The organism is Microcella alkalica (assembly GCF_014137945.1).
Classification (GTDB): Bacteria; Actinomycetota; Actinomycetes; order Actinomycetales; family Microbacteriaceae; genus Microcella; species Microcella alkalica.
In genome coordinates this window covers 12493-35237 of sequence record NZ_JACGWX010000008.1, presented here as the reverse complement: position 1 = coordinate 35237, position 22745 = coordinate 12493, and the positions used below count along the sequence as shown (strand labels likewise).

The window sequence follows — 22745 nt, the reverse complement described above, 5'->3', positions numbered from 1 at the left end:
CGTGCCGCAGAAACCGGAGTCGAAGATGACCTCTCGCGCGCGCATCCGCACGCTGTCCGCCCAGCTCACGATCGGCGCGCTCGCCGTCACGACCCTCGTCGCCGGCCCGTTCACCGCGACGACCGCGGCGTCTGCCGAAGGCGACACCTACGCCCTCGTCGGAAGCCTGCAGTCCGAGCTCGGATGCGCCGAGGACTGGGCGCCCGGGTGCGCCGAGACCGAGCTCGCGGCGACCGCGACGCCCGGCGTGTTCGCCGCCGAGTTCACGATCCCCGCCGGCTCGTACGAGTACAAGGTGGCCGCGAACGACGGATGGGATGCCGCGTGGGGCCTCGACGGCGGCGGCGACAACATCCCGCTCACGGTCGCGGGCGACGCGACGGTGCGGGTGAGCTTCGATGAGACGGTGCAGCGGGTCGGACTCGAGCTGCTGAGCATGGATGGCGCGTACTCGACCGCGGACGACGCGATCGTCGCGCCGCCCGTCCGGCAGGCCGGCAGCGACGAGAACTTCTACTTCGTCATGACCGACCGCTTCGCCAACGGCGATACGAGCAACGACCTCGGCGGACTCGAGGGCGACCGACTCGTCACGGGCTTCGACCCGACCGACAAGGGGTTCTACCACGGCGGCGACATCGCGGGCATCCGCCAGAACCTCGACTACATCGAGGGTCTCGGCACGAGCGCCATCTGGTTCACGCCGAGCTTCAAGAACCGTCCCGTCCAGGGCGAGGGCGTCAACGCATCCGCCGGCTACCACGGCTACTGGATCACCGACTTCACCCAGATCGACCCGCACCTCGGCAGCAATGCCGAGCTCGAAGCGCTCATCGCCGAGGCGCACGCGCGCGACATCAAGATCTACTTCGACATCATCACCAACCACACCGCCGACATCATCAGCTACGCCGAGGGCCGGTACTCGTACATCGATCAGGCGACGAGCCCCTACCGCGACACGGCGGGCAACGCCTTCGACCCGGGCGACTACGCCGGCACCGGCACCTTCCCCGAGCTCGATGCGGCCACGAGCTTCCCCTACACGCCGGTCATCGCTCAGGGCGATGAGGACGTCAAGGTTCCCGCGTGGCTCAACGACCCCACGCTCTATCACAACCGCGGCGACTCGACGTGGACGGGAGAGTCGGTGACCTTCGGCGACTTCGTCGGGCTCGACGACCTCATGACCGAGCACCCGACGGTCGTCAGCGGCTTCGTCGACGTCTACCGGCAGTGGATCGATCTCGGCGTCGACGGCTTCCGCATCGACACGGCCAAGCACGTCAACTTCGAGTTCTGGGAGCAGTGGAGCACCGAGGTGCTGGACTACGCGCACGATGTCGCCGGCAAGCCCGACTTCTTCATGTTCGGCGAGGTCTACGACGCCGACCCCGTGAAGCTCGCTCCGTACGTCCGCGACACCGACATGAACTCGGTTCTCGACTTCACCTTCCAGCAGAAGGCCGTCTCGTTCGCGAGCGGGAACTCGACCAAGGGCCTTCAGGAGCTCTTCGCTGGCGACGACCGCTACACCACCCCCGACTCGTCGTCCACGGCGCTGCCGACCTTCCTCGGCAACCACGACATGGGGCGCGTCGGCTACTTCCTCTCCTCGACGGGTCAGCCGCTCGAGCGCACGATCCTCGCCCACGAGCTCATGTACCTGACGCGCGGCCAGCCGGTCATCTACTACGGCGACGAGCAGGGCTTCGCGGGCACGGGCGGCGACAAGGACGCCCGCCAGACCCTGTTCGCAACCCAGGTCGAGGAGTACGCGAACCAGCCGCTCCTCACCGGCGAGGCGGCGGGCAGCGTCGATCGCTTCGGCACGGATGCTCCGCTCTACACCGTCATCGCCGACCTCGCGACGCTCCGCGAGACGACGCCGGCGCTGCGCACGGGTGCGCAGATCGAGCGGCTCGTGACCGACGGCGCGGGCGTCTACGCCTTCAGCCGCGTCGATCGCGACGAGAAGATCGAGCATCTCGTGGCGGTCAACAACGCCGCCGAGGCGCGCACGATGGAGATCCCGACGCTCACGGCGGGAGCATCCTTCTCGGTGCTGCACGGCGACGGAGCGGCCGCGACGGCGGACGCCTCCGGCGTCCTCTCGGTGACGGTGCCCGCGCTGGGTGCTGTCGTGTGGGTCGCCGACCGGACGGTCACGGCGCCCGAGGCCGCGCAGGCCATCACGATCGAGTCGCCCGCCGCCGGCGCCGCAGTCACCGATCTCGCGCCCGTCGCCGCTGACATCGACGACTCGACCTGGGCTGAGACGAGCTTCGCCTGGCGCGTCGCGGGCGACGCGGCGTGGACGGCGCTCGGCACGGCTGAGGACACCTCGCCGCGCCTGTTCCACGACACGCGCGGTCTCGCCGCGGGAACTCTCGTCGAGTACCGAGCGGTGACGGTCGACGCTGCGGGCAACCGCTCGGCGGCCTCCACCTACGCCTCGGTCGGCGTAGCGGTGAACGGCGCCGTCGACGACGGCGGGGACGTCACGCACGGCTACGACATGGTCGTCGTGCCCGGCAGCCACAACAGCGAGATGGGCTGCGCCGGCGACTGGCAGCCCGATTGCAGCGCCGCCGCGCTGACGCTCACCGCCTCGGGCATCTGGGCGGGAACGTTCGACGTGCCGGCAGGCGACTACGAGTACAAGGCGGCGGTCAACGGCTCGTGGGCCGAGAACTACGGGGCGAACGGCGTGCGCGACGGGGCGAACATCACCTACTCGCACCCCGGCGGCTCGATCAGCTTCTACTTCAACCCGTCGACCAAGATCGTCTCGTCGAGCGCCGAGGGCCCCATCGTGACACTGCCGGGGAGCCTGCAGTCCGAAATCGGCTGCCCCGGCGACTGGCAGCCCGACTGCCTCGCGACGCTCGCGCAGGATGGCGACAAGGACGGCGTCTACGAGTTCGCGACCTCCGCGCTCCCGAGCGGCAGCTACGAGGTGAAGGTCACCCATGGTCTGTCGTGGGACGAGAACTACGGCGTGAACGGGGTGCGGGGCGGCGCGAACTACTCCTTCAGTGCGAGCGAGGGCAAGGAGGTCCGCTTCCTCTACACCCTCGCCACGAACGCGCTTGAGATCGTCGTGACCGACCCGCCCCTCGCGGGAGTCGGCACGCACCAGGCAATCTGGGCTGCGGGCGACGCGATCGCGTGGCCGGTCGCGCTGCTCGGCGGCGCTCCCGTCGCGGATGCGACGTTCACGCTCGAGCACGCCGCCACCGGCGGCCTCGGAACGGCGGACGGCGCCGTGACGGGCGGCGGCGAGCCGATCGCGCTCGGAGTCGACCCGGACGGCCTGCCCGCGGGCGTCCTCGAGGCCTTCCCGCACCTGAGCGGGTACGTCGCGCTCACCCCGGTCGGCCTCGACCGTGCGGCGATCGCCGAACTCGTCCGGGGCGAGCTGCTCGTCGCGCAGCGGATCGACGGCGTGCTCACCGCGCTAACCGGGGTGCAGATTCCCGGCGTGCTCGACGACCTCTACGCCGACGACCTCGCCGATGCGCAGCTCGGCCCCGTGGCCGACGGCTCCACCGCAGCGGTGTCTCTGTGGGCGCCGACTGCGCGCTCCGTCGTGCTCGAGCGCTGGGACGCCGGAACGACGGGCGACCCGGAGCTCCTCGACGCGGTCCACGACGACGCGAGCGGCGTGTGGAGCGTCGACTCCGGAATCGGCGCGGGCGACGAGTACCGCTGGCGCGTGGAGGTGTTCGCGCCCTCGACCGGGCAGGTCGAGACCAACTCGGTGACCGACCCCTACTCGGTCGCGCTCACCGTGAACTCGGCGCGCTCCGTCGTCGTCGACCTCGACGACGAGGCGCTGCGGCCGCAGCTGTGGGAGGACACCCCTCAGCCGACCGTCGACCGCAGCGTCGACCGCGCGATCTACGAGCTGCACGTGCGCGACTTCTCGATCGGCGATGAGACCGTCCCCGCAGAGGAGCGCGGCACCTACCGCGCGTTCACGCGCGACTCGGCGGGCACCGCGCAGCTGCGCGAGCTCGCTGCGGCGGGCATCACCACCGTGCACCTCCTCCCCACATTCGACATCGCCACGATCGAGGAGCGTCGCGACCAGCAGGCCACCCCTGACTGCGACCTGGAGTCGTTCGGCCCCGCATCGCCCGAGCAGCAGGCCTGCATCGCCGAGATCCGCGACCTCGACGGCTTCAACTGGGGCTACGACCCGTACCACTTCTCGACCCCCGAGGGCTCGTACGCCGTCGACCCCGAGGGCGGCGCTCGCGTCGCCGAGTTCCGTGAGATGGTCGGCGCGCTCCACGCGTCGGGTCTCGAGGTCGTCCTCGACAAGGTGTACAACCACACCGCGCAGTCGGGACAGGGCGAGAAGTCGGTGCTCGATCGCATCGTGCCCGGCTACTACCACCGCCTCAACGCGACGGGGGCGGTCGAGACCTCGACCTGCTGCCAGAACGTCGCAACTGAGCACGCGGCTGCCGAGAAGCTCATGATCGACTCGGTCGTCCTGTGGGCCAAGGACTACAAGGTCGACGGTTTCCGCTTCGACCTCATGGGTCACCACTCGAAGCAGAACATGCTGAACGTGCGGGCTGCGCTCGACGCCCTGACGGTCGAGAAGGACGGCGTCGACGGCTCGACGGTCTTCATCTACGGCGAGGGCTGGAACTTCGGCGAGGTCGCCAACAACGCACGATTCGAGCAGGCCACGCAGGGTCAGCTCGGCGGCACGGGGATGGCGACCTTCAACGACCGACTGCGCGACGCCGTGCACGGCGGAAGCCCGGTCGACGGATCATCGACGTTCGTGCAGGGCTTCGGCACCGGGCTCGGGACCGACCCGAACGGCGACCCGAGCAACGGCTCGACCGAGCAGTCGATCGCCGAGCTGCTCAAGCAGACCGACCTCGTGAAGATCGGGCTCGTGGGCAACCTTCGGGACTACGCGCTCGAGTCGGCGAGCGGCGCCGTGCTGCCGGGCGACGAGCTCGACTACCGGGGTTCGCCCGCCGGGTACGCGGACCAGCCCGACGAGGTCATCAACTACGTCGACGCGCACGACAACGAGACGCTGTACGACCTGAGCGTCATCAAGCTGCCGCGCGACACGACGATGGCCGAGCGCATCCGCATGAACACGCTGTCGCTCGCGACCGTGACGCTCTCGCAGGCACCGTCGTTCTGGCACGCCGGAACCGAGCTCCTGCGCTCGAAGTCGCTCGACCGCAACAGCTACAACTCGGGCGACTGGTTCAACCGGATCGACTGGACGGGGCAGGAGTCGACGTTCGGCTCCGGCCTGCCGCCGGCCGCCGACAACGAGGGCAAGTGGTCGATCATGGCCCCGCTGCTCGAGGACCCGGCCCTCAAGCCCGCGGCGGCGGACATCGCGGCCGCCGAGGCTGCGGCGCTCGACCTGCTTCGCGTCCGCAGCTCGGTCGACCTCCTGCAGCTGGGCTCAGCCGAGCTCATCGCGGAGAAGGTCAGCTTCCCCAACAGCGGAGCCGACGCCACCCCCGGGATCGTCGTCATGCTCATCGACGACTTGCTCGGCGAGGACGTCGACCCCGAGCTCGAGGGGGCGCTGGTCGTCTTCAACGCGAGCCCGAGCGCGATCACCGAGCAGGTGGAGGGGCTCGCCGGCCGCCCGTTCTCGCTCGTGCGGGCACAAGCGAAGGGCTCCGACCCGGTCGTCAAGCAGACCGACTGGGACAAGAAGACCGGAACGGTCACCATTCCCGGCCGCTCGGTCGCGGTGCTCGTCGACGTCCAACCCGGCTCGGGCCAGCCCGGCAACCCCGGCGGCGAGGGCCCCGGCCAGGGAGGCGAGAACCCGGGGAACGGAAACGGGAGCGGCGGCGAGAAGCCGGGCAAGGGAAAGAAGGTCACCCTCGACGTCGGATCGGTCGAGCCCGGGCAGACCATCACCGTCTCGGGCTCCGGCTTCCAGCCGGGCGAGCGGGTGCAGGTCTGGCTCGAGTCGACGCCGCGCCTGCTCATGGCTGTTGACGCCTCCGCGACGGGCGAAGTGCTCGTGCGAGTGGCCATCCCGGCGGACGCCGAGACGGGCCAGCACACGATCCGACTCGTCGGCCTGCAGTCGGGCGTCGAGGTCACAACGCCCCTCACGATCTCGCTGCTCGCCCTCACCGGAGTGGAGCTCACGCTCGTCGTCGGGCTGGCGCTCGCCCTGCTCGCCGCCGGTGGACTGCTGATCCTGCCGCGACTGCGGCGCACGAGCTAGTCGACAGCCCCGGGCGGGATGACGCGGTTTCAGCCGCTCGTCAGTCCTGGTCGGCGGGGCGACATCGTCCGCGCACCGTTCAGCGAGTCCGCTACCGCGCGTCGCCCATGAGCAGCGCGTAGCAGCGCTCGAGTCGCGCCCTCCACCACTGCGCGCGCTCGTCGGGGGCGGCGAGCCGGCGCAGGGCATCCGCATCGACCTCGACGCGACCGGTGCCGATGGCCCCCGCGACGGGCGCGACGGGCGGCACCGCGACGTCGTCGCCCAGGAGCGCGCCCGTGCCGAGCCCGCAGTCGAACTCGAGCGACGGCAGCCGGGCCGCGAGAGCAGCGCCCATCGCGAGCCCGACGCTCGTGTCGAGCGCGCTCGACACGACCGCGGGCAGTCCCGCCGCCTCGACGATCGTGAGCGCGCGGTCGATGCCGCCGAGCGGCGCGGCCTTGATCACGAGGATGTCGGCCGCGCCGGCGCGCGCGACGGCGAGCGGGTCGGCCGCCTTCCGCACGCTCTCGTCCGCGGCGACCAGCACGTCGATGCGGTGGATGCGCCGCCGCAGCTCCGCGAGCTCGTCGATGCTCGCGCACGGCTGCTCGACGTACTCCAGGTCGAACTGCTCGAGCGCGCGCACCGCATGCTCGGCCTCGTCGAGGTTCCAGGCGCCGTTCGCGTCGAGCCTGATGCGCCCCTCCGCCCCGATGAGCCGCCGCGTCTCGCGCACGCGCTCGACGTCGTCGGCAAGGGTCTGCCCGCGCTCGGCGACCTTGATCTTGACGGTGCGGCACCCATCGAAGCGGGCGAGCACCGCCTCGATGCGGTCGGGCGCGACCGCCGGTAGCGTCGCATTGACCAGGATGCTCTCGCGCAGCACCGCCGCCCCCGACTCGCGCCAGCCGAAGTCGATGGCCGCGGCGAGCCACATCGCGGCCTCGGCGTCTCCGTACTCGGTGAAGGGGCTGAACTCGCTCCACCCGGCCGGGCCGCGGAGCAGCACGGCCTCGCGGTGCTCGACGCCGCGGAACCGCGTCGTCAGCGGCACCGACACCACAGCGGAGCCGCTCAGCACCTCGTCGAGCGGGGGCAGGGCATCCGTCACCGGCGTCGTCATGCGCCACAGTCTGTCACCGCGCCGCCGCTCGCCGCTCAGGCAGCCCGCGCGCCCCCGCGCGTAGGCTGGCGGCATGGCCGAGCCCGCAGCCCCGCACGTCTCCGAGCTGTTCGACTCCGAGCGCTGGCGCTCTGTTGAGGGCTTCGAGAGCCTCACCGACATCACCTACCACCTCGACACGACGGGTCGCATCGCCCGCATCGCCTTCAACCGCCCAGAGGTGCGCAACGCGTTCCGCCCGCACACCGTCGACGAGCTGTACCGCGCGCTCGACGACGCGCGGCAGAACCCGCGCGTCGGCGTCGTCCTGCTGACGGGCAACGGGCCGAGCCCGAAGGATGCGGGGTGGGCGTTCTGCTCGGGCGGCGACCAGCGCATCCGCGGCCGCTCCGGGTACCAATACGCCGAGGGAGACACCGCTGACACGGTCGACACGGCGAAGGCGAGCCGGCTGCACATCCTCGAGGTGCAGCGACTCATCCGCTTCATGCCGAAGGTCGTCATCGCCGTCGTGCCCGGGTGGGCCGCGGGCGGAGGGCACTCCCTCCATGTCGTGTGCGACCTCACGATCGCGAGTCGCGAGCACGCGCGCTTCAAGCAGACCGACGCCGACGTGGGCAGCTTCGACGCCGGCTACGGCAGCGCGTACCTCGCCAAGCAGGTCGGGCAGAAGATCGCACGCGAGATCTTCTTCCTCGCCCGCGAGTACGACGCGCAGCGCGCCTTCGAGATGGGCACCGTCAACGCGGTCGTGCCGCACGCGGAGCTCGAGAGCACGGCCATCGACTGGGCCGAGACGATCCTTACCAAGAGCCCCACGGCCATCCGCATGCTCAAGTACGCGATGAACCTCACCGACGACGGGATGGTCGGCCAGCAGCTCTTCGCGGGCGAGGCCACGCGGCTCGCGTACGGCACCGACGAGGCCGTCGAGGGCCGCGACAGCTTCCTCGAGAAGCGCGCGCCCGACTGGTCGCCGTTCCCCTGGCAGTACTGACAGCCCCGCGCGCTAGCGTGATCGGGTGACCCGCCCGCTCGCCGTCGTCGACTCCTCCGACCCCCTCGCGTGCCTCGTCGCCCTGCGGCACGCGCTCAGCGGCGACGGGCCCGCGGTGCTCTTCCGCGGCGGGGGCGTGAACCCCGTGCAGACCGCCCCGCTCGAGGTCGAGAAGCGCATCGCGCTCGTGGTCGAGACGAGCGGATCGACCGGCACCCCTAAGCGCGTCGCCCTGACCGCCGACGCCGTGCTCGCGAGCGCCGCCGCCTCCAACGGCGCCCTCGGCGACCCGGGCCAGTGGCTGCTCGCCCTCCCCGTGCACTACATCGCCGGCATCAACGTGCTCGCGCGCTCGCTCGCGGCGAGCATCCCCCCGGTGCCCGTCGCGCCCGGCCGCATGGATGCCGCGACCGTCCTGGCGGCGATCGGCCGCATGACCGAGAAGGTCAGGTACACCGCGCTCGTCCCGGCCCAGCTCGGTCGGCTCATCGATGAGGCCGATGAGGATGCGGCCCTCCGCGAGGCGCTCGCGGGCTTCTCCCGCATCCTGGTCGGCGGGCAGTCGACTCCGGCCGCGCTCGTCGACCGGGCCCGAGCGCACGGCTGGCGCGTGACCCGCACGTACGGCTCGAGCGAGACGTGCGGCGGCGTCGTCTACGACGGCCGCCCGATCGGGCAGTCGACAGTGCGCATCGTCGACGGCCGCGTCGAGCTCGGCGGGCCGACGATCGCCGAGTACTACCTCGGCGACCCGGAGCGCACGGCGAGCGCCTTCGTCGAGCACGACGAGCACCGCTGGTACCGCACCGACGACGCGGGCGAGCTCGTCGACGGCGTTCTGCGCGTCACCGGGCGTCTCGACGACACGATCGTGACGGGCGGCCTCAAGGTGCGGCTCGGCGACGTCGAGCGCGTCGTGCGCGAGCAGCCCGGGCTCTCCGACGCGGTCGTCGTCGCCGGCCACCACCCCGAGTGGGGCGAGGTCCCGGTCGTCGTCACGACCGCGCGCCCCGATCTCGCGACGGTGCGACGCGCGGTGGGCGCCGTCCTGCCGCCCGAGGCCCGCCCCGATCGCGTCATGACGGTAAATGCTCTGCCGACGCTGCCCTCCGGCAAGCCCGACCGCCTCGCCATCGCGGAGCGCGCGCGCCCCTAAGATCGGCGTCGTGGCGACGAAGCGACCTGCGACCAAGACCTCCTCCTCGAAGGGCCGATCCGGCCGGCCCGGAGGGCGCCCCGCGCGCCCCGCTGCCGCGCGCTCGGGCAACCCGGCGGCCGCGACCCGCACCACCTGGCGCGACTGGGTCGCGGGTGCGCGCCTGCGCACACTGAGCCTCGCGATCGCACCGGTGGCTCTCGGAACCGCGGTCGCCTCCGTCAACGGCGGGCTGAGCATCCCCATCGCCCTGCTGTGCCTCGCGGTCGCGGTGTTCCTGCAGATCGGCGTGAATTTCGCCAACGACTACTCCGACGGCGTGCGCGGCACCGACGCGCAGCGCGTCGGCCCGCGGCGACTCACGGGCTCGGGCGCCGCGCCAGCCCGCACGGTGCTGACGGTCGCCCTCGTCTTTTTCGGCCTCGGAGCTCTCGCGGGCCTCGCCATCGTGGTGCTGAGCGGCCAGTGGTGGCTGCTACTCGTCGGAGCCGCGGCGCTCGCCGCCGCCTGGTTCTACACCGGCGGCCGTCGCCCGTACGGCTACTCGGGACTGGGCGAGCTCATCGCGTTCGTGTTCTTCGGCCCCGTCGCGGTAGCCGGCACGACCCTCGTGCAGCTCGGTGAGGTGCCACTCGACGCCTGGCTCGCGGGCGTCATCGCGGGCCTCTTCGCGGCGGCCGTCATGCTCGTCAACAACATCCGCGATCGCGGGCAGGATGCCCTGGCCGGCAAGCGCACGCTCGCCGTGCGGCTGGGCGATCGGGCGGCCCGCATCCTCTTCGCGGTGCTGATCGTCGGCGCCTACGGCGTGCTCGCCTGGTTCGCCGCGATCTACCTGTGGGCGCCGTACGTCTACTTCGCGCTCCTCATAGGGGCGCCCGTGAACGTCATCGTGATGTTCGCCCGCACCGCGGCCGAGCTCGTGCTCGCGCTCAAGCTCACCTCGCTCGCGGCGCTCCTGACCGGGCTCGCGCTCGCGGCGGCGATCGCGTTCTAGCGGTCCTGCTCGCGCGATCGGGTCTCGCTCGCGGCGTCCTCCGCGGCGGCGTCCGGGTCGTCGACCGGCTTCCCGCGTCGCTCGGCGAGGTCGGCGGCGACCGCGTCGCGGAGGCGGCCGAAGAAGATGTACGAGACCGTGAGGGCGACCACGGCGGCGATGACGGCCGCGATGGCGACGACGGCGAATCCGACCACGCCGATCGATTCGAGGGGCGCGGGCAGCACGAGGAAGAGCACGGCGAAGGCGGCTCCGAAGATGCCGATGCGCACGAGGCTGTACTGGATCCACGGGTTCACGCCCCCAGTCTAGAAGCGGCGGCCGGCGCACCCGGCCCGCTCACCGACCGCACCCGGCGCGAGCCCAGGGGCCCGGCGTACACTCGCTTCATGGCCAGGTTCCTCGTCGTGCTCTCCGTGGTCGCGGTAGCGTTCACGATCTACACGCTCGTCGACGTCCTGCTCACCGATCGCTCGCGTGTGCGCGGCCTGCAGAAGCCCGTGTGGGCCGTCCTCGTCGTCGTGCTGCCGGTCATCGGCGGCATCCTCTGGCTCGTCATCGGCAAGGCCCGCCGCACGTCCGGCGGTACCCGCGTGATCGCTCCTGATGACGACCCCGACTTCCTCGGCTCGATCAACCGCGAGGACGTCGCGCGTCGCGCCGAGCAGGACGAGCGTCTCCGCCGACTCGAGCAGGAGCTCGCCGACCTCGACGATGACACGCGCGACGACTCCGCCCGCTGACGACGGAGCCGCCGACGGCGGAACGTCCGAGGTTGCGGCGTCGCCCGCGCAACGTGCCGCGACCGCTCTCGTCGTCGGGCTGATCCGTCACGGAGTCCGCGACATCGTCCTGAGCCCGGGCTCGCGCTCGCAGGCTCTCGCTCTCGCCGTGGCAGCGGCCGCCCGCGCCGGCGCGATCGAGCTCCACGTGCGCGTCGACGAGCGCGTCGCGGGCTTCACGGCTCTCGGCCTCGCCGCCGAGTCGGGGCTTCCAGTCCCCCTCATCTGCACGTCGGGAACCGCGGTCGCGAACCTGCACCCGGCCGTTCTGGAGGCCCACCACTCGGGCGTCGGCATCATCGTCCTGTCCGCCGATCGTCCAGCCGAGCTGCGCGGCATCGGCAGCAACCAGACGACCGTTCAGCCGGGCATCTTCGGCGACCTCGTGCGCGCCGACTGGGATGTCGCTGCCCCCGTCGGCGCGGCCCACGAGGTCGACGACGCGAGCGACCTCGCCGAACTCGCGGTCCGCGCCGCGGCGGAAGGGCCGGTGCACGTGAACCTCGCCTACCGCGAGCCGCTCAGCGGAGCCGTGGATCTTCCGCCCGACCTCGCTGCGGGCGAGCATCCCGCCGCCGGAGATGACGGCGACGCGGCGGCGCAGGGCGATCGGCGCGACCGCGTCGTGCTCGACCTCGAGCCCGACGACGCGACCGTCGTCATCGCGGGAACCGGGGCAGGGCCGCTTGCGACCGAGCTCGCCGAGAGGCTCGGCGCCCCGCTCATCGCGGAGGTCGCGAGCGAGGCCCGCTTCGGCCGGCACGTCGTCACCGCCTACCGCGACGTCCTGCGCGGCCCGCACGGCGACGCCGTCGCGCGCGCGATCGTCGTCGGGCACCCGACCCTGAGCCGCGAGGTGCCGTCGCTGCTGCAGCGCCCGGACGTCGAGGCGATCGTCATCCGCACGCCGGGCGTCGAGGCCTACGACCCGGGCCGTCGCGCGCGCATCGTCGACGCAGTGCGCGTTCACGGAACCCCCGACCCCGCGGTCGTGCGGCGCTGGGTCGGCGGCTGGGTCGCGATGTCGCGCGCCGTGCTCGAGTCGGAGGCGCCCGACGACCCTGCACCCGATCTCGGCTCCGCCGTCTCGGAGGAGCCGAGCGTTCGCGCCGCCTTCGCCCGGGCCGAGATGGCGATCCTGCGCGCCCCCGTCGACCGGCGGATGCTCGCCCGCGCGCTCTGGGCATCCACCTGGCCGCACGATCGCCTCGTCCTGGGGGCGTCGCGCCTCATCCGTGAGGCCGACCGCATCGTGCCGGGCAAGAGGATCCCCGTGCACGCCAACCGGGGGCTCGCCGGCATCGACGGCACGATCTCGACCGCGGCCGGCATCGCGCTCGCGGCCCGTCGCTCAGAGCGACATGGAGTGGTGCGTGTTCTGCTGGGGGATCTCGCCGCGGTGCACGATGCGGGCGCCCTGCTCGTCCCGCTGCCCGACGACGTCGCGCTGCACGTGTTCGTCGGCGACGACGGCGGCGGCACGATCTTCGACTCGCTCGAGGTCGCCGCCACGGCCGACGCCGGCGACTTCGCCCGAGTCATGCGCACGCCCGTCGCCGTCGACTTCGCGGCGCTCGCCGCCGCCGGCGGCTGGGCCTATCGCCGGGTCACGACGCGCGCCGAGCTCGACGACGCGCTCACCGCGCGCGAGCGGCTGCTGCTCGTGCACGTGCCCCTCGAGCCGTAGTGCCGCCCCGCCCGTCGACCTCGCCCGCGACGCCGCTCCCAGGCCCCGCGGCCGGTCCCCTTCCGTTGTTGAGAAGTGTCGAAAAGGGATCACGTCGCCCCTCACCAACGGAAGGGACTCGGCGGCGTCCGGCATCCGCCGAGCTCACGATGCAGAGGAGTGACGAAATCCATTTACGTCACTCCGCCACATCGTGAGAGTGCTCGACGCGAGAGCGGCGAGCGGCGTAGCGTCGCTGCATGGATGAACTGCTGCGAGCCGGCGCCGACGTGCGCCTCGCCGACCTCGACACCCGCGCGACCCCCGGCTTCGACGGCGATAAGGACGCAGGCGTCGAGGCCCTCGCGGCCGGCGCCATCGAGCTCAGCGAGCTGCAGGAGAAGCTCTTCGCCGCGAGCCGCGCGGGCGACGAGCGGCGCATCCTCCTCGTCCTCCAGGCGATGGACACCGCGGGCAAGGGCGGCATCGTCCGCCACGTGGTCGGTGCGGTCGACCCGCAGGGCGTCGCCCTCGCCGCGTTCAAGAAGCCCACGCCGGAGGAGCTCGCCGAGCACTTCCTCGCCCGCATCGAGCGCCGGCTTCCCGGCCCCGGCCTGATCGGCGTCTTCGACCGCTCCCACTACGAGGACGTCCTGATCGCGCGCGTCCGCGAGCTCGCCCCCGCCGACGAGATCGAGCGACGCTACGGCGAGATCCGCGACTTCGAGCGCCGACTCGTCGACGGCGGCACCCGCGTGATCAAGGTCATGCTGTTCATCTCGCCCGACGAGCAGAAGCAGCGTCTCCGGGAGCGCCTGGACCGCCCGGACAAGCACTGGAAGTACAACCCGGGCGACGTCGACGAGCGGATGCTCTGGCCCCACTACATGCAGGCCTACGAGCGCGCCATCGCCGAGACGGACGCCGACCACGCGCCCTGGTTCGTCGTCCCCGCCGACCGCAAGTGGTTCGCCCGCCTCGCGGTGCTGCACCTGCTGCTGCGCGAGCTGCGCGCGCTCGACCCGCAGTGGCCCGTCACGGACTACGACGTGGAGGCCGAGAAGCAGCGCCTCGCGGCGAGTTAGCGCAGGGCATCCGCGATCGGACGGAACTTCATGCGGGTCTCGGCGAGCTCCGACTCGGGATCGGAATCGGCGACGATGCCCGCCCCCGCGTACGCCGTGATCGTCCCGTCGTCGTCGATTCGCGCGCACCGCAGCGCGATCACCCACTCGCCGTCGCCGTCCTGGTCGATCCAGCCGACGGGCCCGGCGTAGCGGCCGCGATCGAACGGCTCGAGCTCGGCGATGAGCCGCAGGGCGTCGACCGTGGGGCTGCCGGCGACCGCGGCCGTGGGGTGCAGGGCGGCCACGAGATCGAGGCCGGAGGCATCCTCCGAGAGCTCGACCTCGACATCCGTCGCCAGATGCCAGAGGTTGGCGAGCTTGAGCGTGAACGGAGACTCGCTCGCCGTGACCGCTCGCGCGTGGGGTCGCAGCGACCGCAGCACGCTCTGCACCGCGAAGGCGTGCTCGTCGAGATCCTTCGTGCTCGTCGCGAGGGCGGTCGCGGCGGCGGCGTCGTCGGTCGCTCCCGCCCCGCGAGCACGCGACCCGGCGAGCACGCGCGCCGAGGCCTCGCGCGCATGCACGCTCACGAGGGTCTCGGGGCTCGCGCCGAGGAGCCCGTCGACGGCGAACGTGAGCGTGTCGGGGTACGCCTCGGCGAGCTCCTGCAGCAGCGCCCTCCTGTCGGAATCGGCAGGGATGCCCGCTCGCGCGTCCCGCGCCATGACGACCTTCTCGACCTCGCCCGAGCGGATCCGGGCGACGGCGTCGCGCACGAGCTCCACGTACTCCTGCCGCGAGAGGGATGCCGCCGCGAGAGTCGCCCGCGGCCGGGCGCCGAGCGGCGTCGCCACGGGCGAGGAGAGCTCCAGGTCGCGCCCGTCGTCGTCGGTCGTGATGCGCGTCACCCAGCTGACCGGACCGCGGCGCCCGACGACGACCTCGGGCACGATGAGCACGCTCTCGGCGGCGGAGGTGTCGGCGAACGCGAACGCCCCGAAGGCGACGAGCCCCGAGCCCGGCTCGTGCACCGCGTCGTCGACGCGGGCTGCGGCCGCGAGCTCGCGCCAGGCCGCGGCCGCTTTCGCCAGCCGGTCGGGACCGGTGAAGGCGAGCCGCGCGACCTCGCCGATGCCGACGATGCCGTCACCACGGCGGAGGGCGACGAGGGGATGCGCGGCCGAGGCGTACTCGAGCAGGGCCGTCGCGTCGTCGACGGGTTCGGAGACGGCGCGCAGAGCGGCTCCCGGCGACGCGGAGGTGGGCACGGGGTCAGCGTACCGCCGGCGCCCCGGGCGCCCAGCCCGCTCGCGGGCAACGCGCAGTGACCACTCACTAGACTGAGCGGGTGACGAGGGCCGACCTGAGCAAGAAGTCGCGCGACGTCGCGGCCATGTTCGACGGCGTCGCTCGCGGCTACGACCGCACCAACGCCGTCCTCTCGGTCGGCAACGCGTCTCTCTGGCGCCTGCACACGGTGCGCGCGATCGACCCGCAGCCGGGCGAGCGCATCCTCGACATCGCCGCCGGCACCGGCACGAGCTCGGCGGCGATCGCCAAGTCGGGCGCCCGGGTCATCGCGTTCGACTTCTCGGCGGGAATGATCGAGGAGGGCCGCAAGCGCCACCCCGAGCTCGAGTTCGTCGAGGGCGACGCTCAGCGGCTGCCCTTCGGCGACGACGAGTTCGACGCCGTCACCATTAGCTTCGGCCTGCGCAACGTGGAGGACCCGCGGCTCGCCCTCAGCGAGATGTACCGAGTCCTCAAGCCGGGGGGCCGAGTCGTCATCTGCGAGTTCTCGCGACCGCCGATCGGCGTGATCCGCCGCGGCTACTTCGCCTACCTGCAGAAGGTCATGCCGTTCATCGCGGGCGCCGCGAGCACCAACCCCGACGCGTACCGATACCTTTTCGAGTCGATCGCCGACTGGCCGGAGCAGGGCATCCTGTGCCAGTGGATGCGCGCCGCGGGCTTCACGCGCGTCGCCTACCGCAACCTCACCGTCGGGGTCGTCGCCCTGCATCGCGGTCGCAAGCCGATCGATGCGGCGATGCGCGAATCCGCCGCCAAGAAGCGCGTCGCCGGCCGGCGCCCCACCGCATCGGCCGCGGCCGAGTGACCCCCCGACAGATCGGCACATCGTGACCTGGAGCACTCCTCTCGCTCGCCGCAGCAAGACGCTCAGCGCCTCGCTCGGTCTCGGCGAGAAGCTCTTCGCCTCGAGCGAGGAGCGGCGCTTCGCCGACGCCATCGAGTCGGGCCTCGAGACCGTCGAGGCGGGCCTCCTGAAGGAGGTCGCCTTCGCCGACGACATGGCGGATGTCACGTCCCGCTACTTGCTCGAGGCCGGCGGCAAGCGCATCCGACCCGTGCTCACGCTCCTCACCGCCCAGCTCGGCGACGGAGCCACCCCCGCCGTCATCACAGCCGCGCAGGCCATCGAGATCACGCACCTCGCCTCGCTGTACCACGACGACGTCATGGACGAGGCGGAGCTGCGCCGCGGCGTCCCGACTGCGCAGCACGTCTGGGGCAACTCGGTCGCGATCCTCACCGGCGACCTGCTCTTCGCCCGCGCCTCCAAGCTCGTGGCGAGTCTCGGCGAGGGCGCGATCAAGCTGCAGGCCGACACGTTCGAGCGCCTGTGCCTCGGCCAGCTGCACGAGACGCTCGGCCCGCGCGCGAGCGACGACCCGATCGAGCACTACCTGCAGGTGCTTGCCGACAAGACCGGCTCCCTCATCGCCGCCGCCGCGCAGATGGGCGTCATCTTCTCGAACGCGCCGACCGAGTTCGAGGAGCCCGTCGTCGCCTTCGGCGAGAAGATCGGCGTCGCCTTCCAGCTCATCGACGACGTCATCGACCTCGCCGAGGCCGACGCCGAGACGGGCAAGGCGCAGGGCACCGACCTGCGCAGCGGCGTCGCCACCCTCCCGCTGCTGTTCCTGCGCCGCGCCGCCGCGACCGACGCGAGCGCCGCCGAGCTGCTCCGCCGGATCGAGCGCAACGTCGACGAGCTCGACGACGAGGCCACCTCGGCCGAGGACCGCGAGACGGACGAGGCCGAGCTCGCCGCGGCGATCGCCGAACTGCGCGGGCACCCGGTGACGGAGGAGACGCTGCTCGAGGCCCGCCGCTGGGCCGACGATGCCGTCGCCGCGCTCGCCCCGCTGCCCGACGGGCCGGTTCAGAAGGCGCTCACGAAGTTCGCGGAAGCGGTCGTCGACCGCAGCAAGTAGGGCCGCGAGCCCCGACCACCCCTGCCGATCGAGGAACGGAACCACCCGCATGACCAAGCTCAGGCTCGCCATCGTCGGAGCAGGCCCCGCCGGCATCTACGCCGCCGACATCCTGCTCAAGCACGAGCGCTCGTTCGAGGTCTCGATCGACCTGTTCGACCAGCTGCCCGCACCGTACGGCCTCGTCCGGTACGGCGTCGCGCCCGACCACCCGCGCATCAAGGGCATCATCAACGCCCTTCGCGACGTGCTCGACTCCGGCGACATCCGCATCTTCGGCAACGTCCGGTACGGCACCGACATCACGCTCGACGATCTGAAGCGGCACTACAACGCCGTGATCTTCGCCACGGGGGCGGTGCGGGATGCCGCGCTGGACATCCCCGGCATCGACCTGGAGGGCTCGTACGGCGCCGCCGATTTCGTCAGCTGGTACGACGGGCACCCCGACGTCCCGCGCGAGTGGCCGCTCGACGCGCAGTCGGTCGCCGTGATCGGCAACGGCAACGTCGCGCTCGACGTCGCCCGCGTTCTCGCGAAGCACCCGGAGGATCTGCTGCCGACGGAGATCCCCGACAACGTGCTCGCGGGGCTCGAGGCGTCGCCCGTGACCGATGTGCACGTCTTCGGTCGTCGCGGCCCGATGCAGGTGAAGTTCACCCCGCTCGAGCTGCGCGAGCTCGGCGAGCTACGCGACGTCGACATGCTCGTCCACGACGAGGACTTCGAGTACGACGACGCCGCGCGCGCGGCGATCGCCTCCAACAAGCAGCTCTTCGTGATCGACAAGGTCTTCACGCAGTGGCGCGCGCGCGAGACCGGGCAGGCCTCTCGCCGTCTGCACCTGCACTTCTACTCCAAGCCCGTCGAGGTGCTCGGCGAAGACGGCCGCGTCGTCGGCTTCCGGTACGAGCGCACGCGACCGGACGGCGCGGGCGGCGTCGTCGGCACGGGGGAGTTCCGCGAGGTCGAGGTGCAGGCCGTGTACCGCGCGGTCGGCTACTTCGGCTCGCCCCTCGACGGCATCCCCTTCGACGAGCGTCACGGCGTGATCCCGAACCACGAGGGGCGGGTGCTCGACGACGACAACGCCGTGGTCCCCGGCGTCTACGCGACGGGCTGGATCAAGCGCGGCCCCGTCGGACTCATCGGCCACACCAAGAGCGATGCGATGGAGACCATCCAGCACGTGCTCAACGGCCAGGCCGGCTGGTGGAGCCCCGCAGAGCCCGACGAGGCCGCGGTCATCGACCTGCTCCGCAGTCGCGGCGTGCTCTACACCGACCTCGAGGGGTGGCGACGCCTCGACGCCCACGAGCAGGAGCTCGGCGCCGCGCGCGGTCGTGACCGCATCAAGGTCGTGCCGCGCGACGAGATGGTGCGCATCTCCCGCGACTGATCGGCCGGGCGCTCAGACCGCGGCGTCCTCGGTCACGGACCATGACAGGCGAACGAGCTCCCGCAGCACGTCGCGGTCGATCGCGTCGAGGCGGGTGACGTAGACGCAGTCGACGCCCGCGGTGTGCGGACCGAGCCGCGGCAGCAGGGCGGCGGCACCGGGGTGCGACTGGAGCCCGTACAGCGACAGCTTCGCCTTCCGGGGGGAGAACGCCGCGCGAGGCCACACGCCAGAGTGCCCGCTCGCGTAGTGGTATTCGTACTCGCCGAAGCCGACCATCGACGGCCCCCACATGACCGGCTCGGCGCCCGTCACCGACCGGAACAGCTCCACGAGCTCCGCCCCCTCGGCCCCGCGCCGCGCGTCGAGCGTCGCGAGGAACTCGTCGACGGGCACATCCGTCGGCAGCGTCTTCTGGCTCATGCGCTCAACCTACGACCGCGCGCATCGCCGCACCAGAGCCGGGCGACGGTGTCGGACCCGGCGCCTCAGAGCTCGCGCGTCATGAAAACGCTCAACGGGTCGGGATCGTACTCCGCGAACGGCGCGCACTCGGTGAATCCGTGTCGCGCGTAGAGCCGGCGGGCGGGTGCGAAGAACTCCTCGGCGCCCGTCTCAAGGCTCAGCCGGCGGTAGCCGCGGGTGCGCGCCTCCTCCATCAGGTGCGCGAGCATCCGCCCGGCGACCCCGCGCCCTCGCGCGGCGCTCGACGTCCGCATCGACTTGATCTCGCCCTCGCTCGGTGATAGCTCCTTGAGCGCCGCGCAGCCCAGCACGGTGCTGCCCTCCCACATCGTCCACACGGTCACCGATGGCGCCGAGAGGCCGTCCAGGTCCAGCGCGTGGACGCTCTCAGGCGGGCTGGTGGCGCGCATCTCGGCGATGTGGTCGGCCAGCAGCCCCTGCACCTGCGGTCGAGAGAGGTCGTCGACCTCGATGCGCGTCGCGCCCTCCACGACCTACTGCACAGTCGCGGTCACCCGCGCGAGGTCGTCGAACGCGCGCATGTGGGCAGGCCGGTTCATCCACTGCTCGAGCGTCAGCTCGGTCGAGTTGTCGCGATACGACTGCTCGACCTCCCGCAGCCGCTTGATGATGGATGCCCCGCGCACCATGACCGACACCTCGAGGTTGAGACTGAACGAGCGCATGTCCATGTTGCTCGAGCCGATGACGGCGACCTGCTCGTCGATCGTGAAGTGCTTGGCGTGGAGCACGGTCGGCGCACGGTACAGCCAGATGCGGACCCCCGCGCGCAGCAGCTCCTCGTAGTACGAGCGCTGCGCGTGGAAGACGAGCGTCTGATCCCCGATCTCCGAGACGAACAGCTGCACGTCGAGCCCGCTCTGCGCCGCCGTGGTGATCGCGTAGAGCATCGACTCGTCCGGCACGAAGTAGGGCGAGCAGATCTGGATCTGCTCCTGCGCGGCGTACAGCAGCGAGTTGAACAGCCGCAGGTTGTTCTCGCCCTCGAACGCCGGGCCGCTCGGCACGACCTGCGCGTCGAGCCCGAGCTCGGGGTCGACCTCCGGCGCGACGATGCTCTCGCGCAGCAGCAGCTCGTCGGTCTCCGAGTACCAGTCGGTCGCGAAGAGCGCCTCGATGCCGGCGGCGATCGGCCCGTCGAAGCGCACGACCAGCTCCTTCCACGCGAGCCGGTCGCCGTTGCGCAGAGGCTTGCGGTGGTAGCCGCGGTCGACCATGTTCTGCGAGCCGGTGAAGGCGGTCGTGCCGTCGATGATCAGGAACTTGCGGTGGTTGCGGAGGTCGGGCCGCTGCCACTGGCCGCGCCACGGCCGCACCGGCAACATCGCGCGGAAGTCGACGCCCATGCTCTCCAGTCGCCGCTTCATCTTCCGATAGCCGGGCACGCGCACCGAGGCGACGTGGTCGTAGAGCACGCGCACCGTGAGCCCGCGCTTCACCGCGTCCTCGAGCGCGTCGAAGAAGGCGGCCGTCGCGTCATCGAGGGAGAGGATGTAGAACTCGACATGCACGATGCGCTCCGCCTCGCGCACGGCAGCGGTCATCGCCGCGATCGACTCGGCGTAGTCGGTGTACAGCTCGGCGGTGTTGCCGCCGACGAGCGGCATCGCGCCGAGGGTGCGGTTGAGCTCGACGATCGGCTCGAGCCACGGCGGCCACGGCGGGTCCTTGCGCACGCGATCCATGCCCTCGGTCGTCTCGAGGATGTACTGGTTGATCTCCGTCTGCTTCTCGCGACGACGCTTGGGCAGGCGTCTCGATCCCAGCAGGAGGAAGAGCAGGAATCCGATGATCGGGAGGACGTAGATCAGCAGCAGCCAGGCGAGCGCGGTCTGGGGGCGCCGATTGCGCGGGACGACGACGAGCGATGTGATCGCGATGGCGATCTGAGCGAGGACGGCGGCCGCGCCGATGATGGCCACCACCCACGCGGACGCGGTGTCGAGCTCGACGGTCGTCATGGGCGGAGTCTAGTGACGCGTCGACCGCACGTCGGCGAGACGGTCGAGAAGGTCGAGGCGGGCACTGCAGACAGCTAGCGGAAGTTCACGAACTGCAGCGCGACATCCAGGTCCTTGCCCTTGAGCAGCGCCATGGTCGCCTGCAGATCGTCCCGGCTCTTCGACTGCACGCGCAGCTCGTCGCCCTGGATCTGGCTCTTGACGCTCTTGGGACCCTCGTCGCGGATGATCTTCGCGATCTTCTTCGCGTCGTCGCTCGAGATGCCGTTCTTGAGCCCGACGTCGATGCGGAACTCCTTGCCGCTTGCGTACGGCGCGCCGGTGTCGAGGCTGCGGATGCCGATGCCGCGCTTGATCATCTTCGACTCGAGCACCTCCAGGACGGCCTTCACGCGCTCCTCGGCGCTCGCCTTGAGCAGCAGCTTCTCGCCGCTCCACTCGATCGAGGCTCCGACGCCCTTGAAGTCGTAGCGCTGCGCGATTTCCTTCTGCGCCTGGTTGACGGCGTTCTCCGCCTCCATCTTGTCGACCTTGCTCACGATGTCGAATGAGGAATCAGCCATGCGGCAATCGTAGTCGCGGGGCGGATGCTCGCGAGCGGTCGCTCGAGACGCTCAGTCGCGCGGCTCGCGCTCCGGCCGCGGTCGGGAGGTCGACGAGCGCACGATGAGCTCGAACGGCAGCTGCAGGTTCGCCGGCTCGTCCTCGCGCGACTGATCGAGCTCGCGCATGAGCAGCTCGACAGCGCGCTCGCCCTGCTGCTCGGGGAACTGCGCCACGGTCGTGAGGCCGAAGAACGGGGCGAGCTCGTGGTCGTCGATGCCGACGACGGAGAGGTCGCGCGGCACATCGAGCCCCATGTCGCGCGCGGCGAGGATGACGCCGATCGCCATCTCGTCGCTCGCGACGACGACGGCGGTGGGTCGCAGGCGCGGGTCGCCGAGCATCTGCTTGGCGGCGACGTACCCGCTCTCCATCGTGAAGACGGCGGGGAAGTACAGCTCGGGCCGCGGCTCGAGGCCGGCCTCCCGCAGAGCGTCCTCCCAGCCGTGACGACGATTGGTCGGCATGTGGAACGACATCTCGGCGTCGACGTCGCCGCCGATGTGCCCGATGACGGTGTGCCCGAGGGAGAGCAGATGCTCGGTCGCGAGGCGCGTGACGCCGACGTCGTCGATCGACACGGTCGGCACGCCGCGGATGGGCCCGCCGACGCCGACGAGCGGTTTGCCGAGCGCGTGCAGCGAGTCGACCTCCTCGGCGCTGAGCTCGAGGCTCACGGCGATCACGGCGTCCACCCGCTGCCTGAGCAGGAACTGCTCGAACACGGTGCTGCGCTCATTGCTCGCACCGGAGAGGTTGTAGAGGGTCAGGTCGTAGCCGTACTGCATGAGGCGCCGCTGCGCCCCCTCGAGCACGGAGGTGTAGAACCATCGGTTGAGGAACGGCACGACGACGCCGATGTTCCGCATGCGGCCGGTCGCGAGGCTCGAGGCGCTCGCCGAGACGACGTAGCCGAGCTCCGCCGCGGCCTCCTCGACGCGCTCGCGGGTCGCGGCGGCCACGTGCCCGCGCCCGCTGAGCGCGCGAGAGACGGTCGCGGTCGACACGCCGGCGCGGCGAGCGACGTCGTCGATGCCCACCATCTG

Annotated in this window: 18 protein-coding genes; 10 read left to right on the top strand and 8 right to left on the bottom strand. The window is 71.4% G+C overall.

Going from position 1 to position 22745, the window contains the following annotated elements:
• The first annotated feature begins 25 nt into the window (after window positions 1-25).
• Window positions 26-6241, top strand: coding sequence for a pullulanase-type alpha-1,6-glucosidase (pulA, locus tag FHX53_RS12240; protein ID WP_182491639.1), 6216 nt, complete (start codon window positions 26-28; stop codon window positions 6239-6241).
• 91 nt (window positions 6242-6332) lie between these two features.
• Here the strand turns inward: pulA and FHX53_RS12235 are convergent, their stop codons facing one another.
• The gene (locus tag FHX53_RS12235; RefSeq protein WP_182491638.1) at window positions 6333-7346 is read right to left on the bottom strand and encodes an o-succinylbenzoate synthase; all 1014 of its coding nucleotides are present in this window, start codon (window positions 7344-7346) and stop codon (window positions 6333-6335) included.
• 73 nt (window positions 7347-7419) lie between these two features.
• Between FHX53_RS12235 and FHX53_RS12230 the strand changes: the two genes are divergently transcribed.
• From FHX53_RS12230 to FHX53_RS12220, 3 genes are read left to right on the top strand one after another with little or no spacing between them, the layout of a single operon-like run.
• Window positions 7420-8343, top strand: coding sequence for a 1,4-dihydroxy-2-naphthoyl-CoA synthase (locus FHX53_RS12230; RefSeq protein WP_182491637.1), 924 nt, complete (start codon window positions 7420-7422; stop codon window positions 8341-8343).
• A gap of 25 nt (window positions 8344-8368) precedes the next feature.
• A complete protein-coding gene (locus FHX53_RS12225) occupies window positions 8369-9499 on the top strand; it encodes an AMP-binding protein (protein WP_182491636.1) in 1131 nt (376 codons plus the stop codon).
• Window positions 9500-9509: 10 nt separating this feature from the next.
• A complete protein-coding gene (locus FHX53_RS12220; protein ID WP_343051002.1) occupies window positions 9510-10496 on the top strand; it encodes a 1,4-dihydroxy-2-naphthoate polyprenyltransferase in 987 nt (328 codons plus the stop codon).
• Here FHX53_RS12220 and FHX53_RS12215 read toward each other — a convergent pair.
• The gene (locus FHX53_RS12215) at window positions 10493-10795 is read right to left on the bottom strand and encodes a DUF4229 domain-containing protein (protein WP_182491634.1); all 303 of its coding nucleotides are present in this window, start codon (window positions 10793-10795) and stop codon (window positions 10493-10495) included. The two genes, FHX53_RS12220 and FHX53_RS12215, sit on opposite strands and share 4 nt — an antisense overlap.
• Window positions 10796-10885: 90 nt before the next feature.
• Here FHX53_RS12215 and FHX53_RS12210 point away from each other — a divergent pair, with 90 nt between their 5' ends.
• From FHX53_RS12210 to FHX53_RS12200, 3 genes are all read left to right on the top strand, one after another.
• Complete coding sequence (locus FHX53_RS12210) at window positions 10886-11239, top strand: PLD nuclease N-terminal domain-containing protein (RefSeq protein ID WP_182491633.1); 354 nt, start codon at window positions 10886-10888, stop codon at window positions 11237-11239.
• Window positions 11211-12965, top strand: a complete 1755-nt coding sequence (menD, locus tag FHX53_RS12205; protein ID WP_182491632.1) for a 2-succinyl-5-enolpyruvyl-6-hydroxy-3-cyclohexene-1-carboxylic-acid synthase — start codon at window positions 11211-11213, stop codon at window positions 12963-12965. The genes FHX53_RS12210 and menD overlap by 29 nt, the downstream gene beginning before the upstream one ends.
• A 239-nt stretch (window positions 12966-13204) precedes the next feature.
• Entirely contained in the window at window positions 13205-14029 is an 825-nt protein-coding gene (locus FHX53_RS12200; RefSeq protein ID WP_182491631.1) for a PPK2 family polyphosphate kinase, read from the top strand.
• Here FHX53_RS12200 and FHX53_RS12195 read toward each other — a convergent pair.
• A complete protein-coding gene (locus FHX53_RS12195; RefSeq protein WP_343051001.1) occupies window positions 14026-15279 on the bottom strand; it encodes an isochorismate synthase in 1254 nt (417 codons plus the stop codon). The genes FHX53_RS12200 and FHX53_RS12195 overlap by 4 nt on opposite strands.
• 80 nt (window positions 15280-15359) lie before the next feature.
• Here FHX53_RS12195 and FHX53_RS12190 point away from each other — a divergent pair, with 80 nt between their 5' ends.
• The 3 genes from FHX53_RS12190 to FHX53_RS12180 are packed head-to-tail and all read left to right on the top strand — an operon-like array spanning window position 15360 to window position 18649.
• The gene (locus FHX53_RS12190; RefSeq protein ID WP_182491630.1) at window positions 15360-16130 is read left to right on the top strand and encodes a ubiquinone/menaquinone biosynthesis methyltransferase; all 771 of its coding nucleotides are present in this window, start codon (window positions 15360-15362) and stop codon (window positions 16128-16130) included.
• A gap of 22 nt (window positions 16131-16152) precedes the next feature.
• Window positions 16153-17250: a polyprenyl synthetase family protein gene (locus FHX53_RS12185; RefSeq protein WP_343051000.1), complete on the top strand. Its 1098-nt coding sequence runs from the start codon at window positions 16153-16155 to the stop codon at window positions 17248-17250.
• Window positions 17251-17299: 49 nt separating this feature from the next.
• A complete protein-coding gene (locus tag FHX53_RS12180) occupies window positions 17300-18649 on the top strand; it encodes an FAD-dependent oxidoreductase (protein ID WP_182491628.1) in 1350 nt (449 codons plus the stop codon).
• Window positions 18650-18661: 12 nt separating this feature from the next.
• Here FHX53_RS12180 and FHX53_RS12175 read toward each other — a convergent pair whose 3' ends face one another.
• The 5 genes from FHX53_RS12175 to FHX53_RS12155 form a co-directional block, all read right to left on the bottom strand.
• Window positions 18662-19072, bottom strand: a complete 411-nt coding sequence (locus FHX53_RS12175) for a DUF1801 domain-containing protein (RefSeq protein WP_182491627.1) — start codon at window positions 19070-19072, stop codon at window positions 18662-18664.
• 65 nt (window positions 19073-19137) lie between these two features.
• Window positions 19138-19605, bottom strand: a complete 468-nt coding sequence (locus FHX53_RS12170; protein ID WP_343050999.1) for a GNAT family N-acetyltransferase — start codon at window positions 19603-19605, stop codon at window positions 19138-19140.
• 3 nt (window positions 19606-19608) lie between these two features.
• Window positions 19609-21096, bottom strand: a complete 1488-nt coding sequence (gene cls, locus FHX53_RS12165) for a cardiolipin synthase (RefSeq protein ID WP_182491626.1) — start codon at window positions 21094-21096, stop codon at window positions 19609-19611.
• Between the two features lie 74 nt (window positions 21097-21170).
• A complete protein-coding gene (locus FHX53_RS12160) occupies window positions 21171-21659 on the bottom strand; it encodes a YajQ family cyclic di-GMP-binding protein (protein ID WP_182491625.1) in 489 nt (162 codons plus the stop codon).
• 51 nt (window positions 21660-21710) lie between these two features.
• Window positions 21711-22742, bottom strand: coding sequence for a LacI family DNA-binding transcriptional regulator (locus tag FHX53_RS12155; RefSeq protein ID WP_182491624.1), 1032 nt, complete (start codon window positions 22740-22742; stop codon window positions 21711-21713).
• Window positions 22743-22745: the final 3 nt, after the last annotated feature.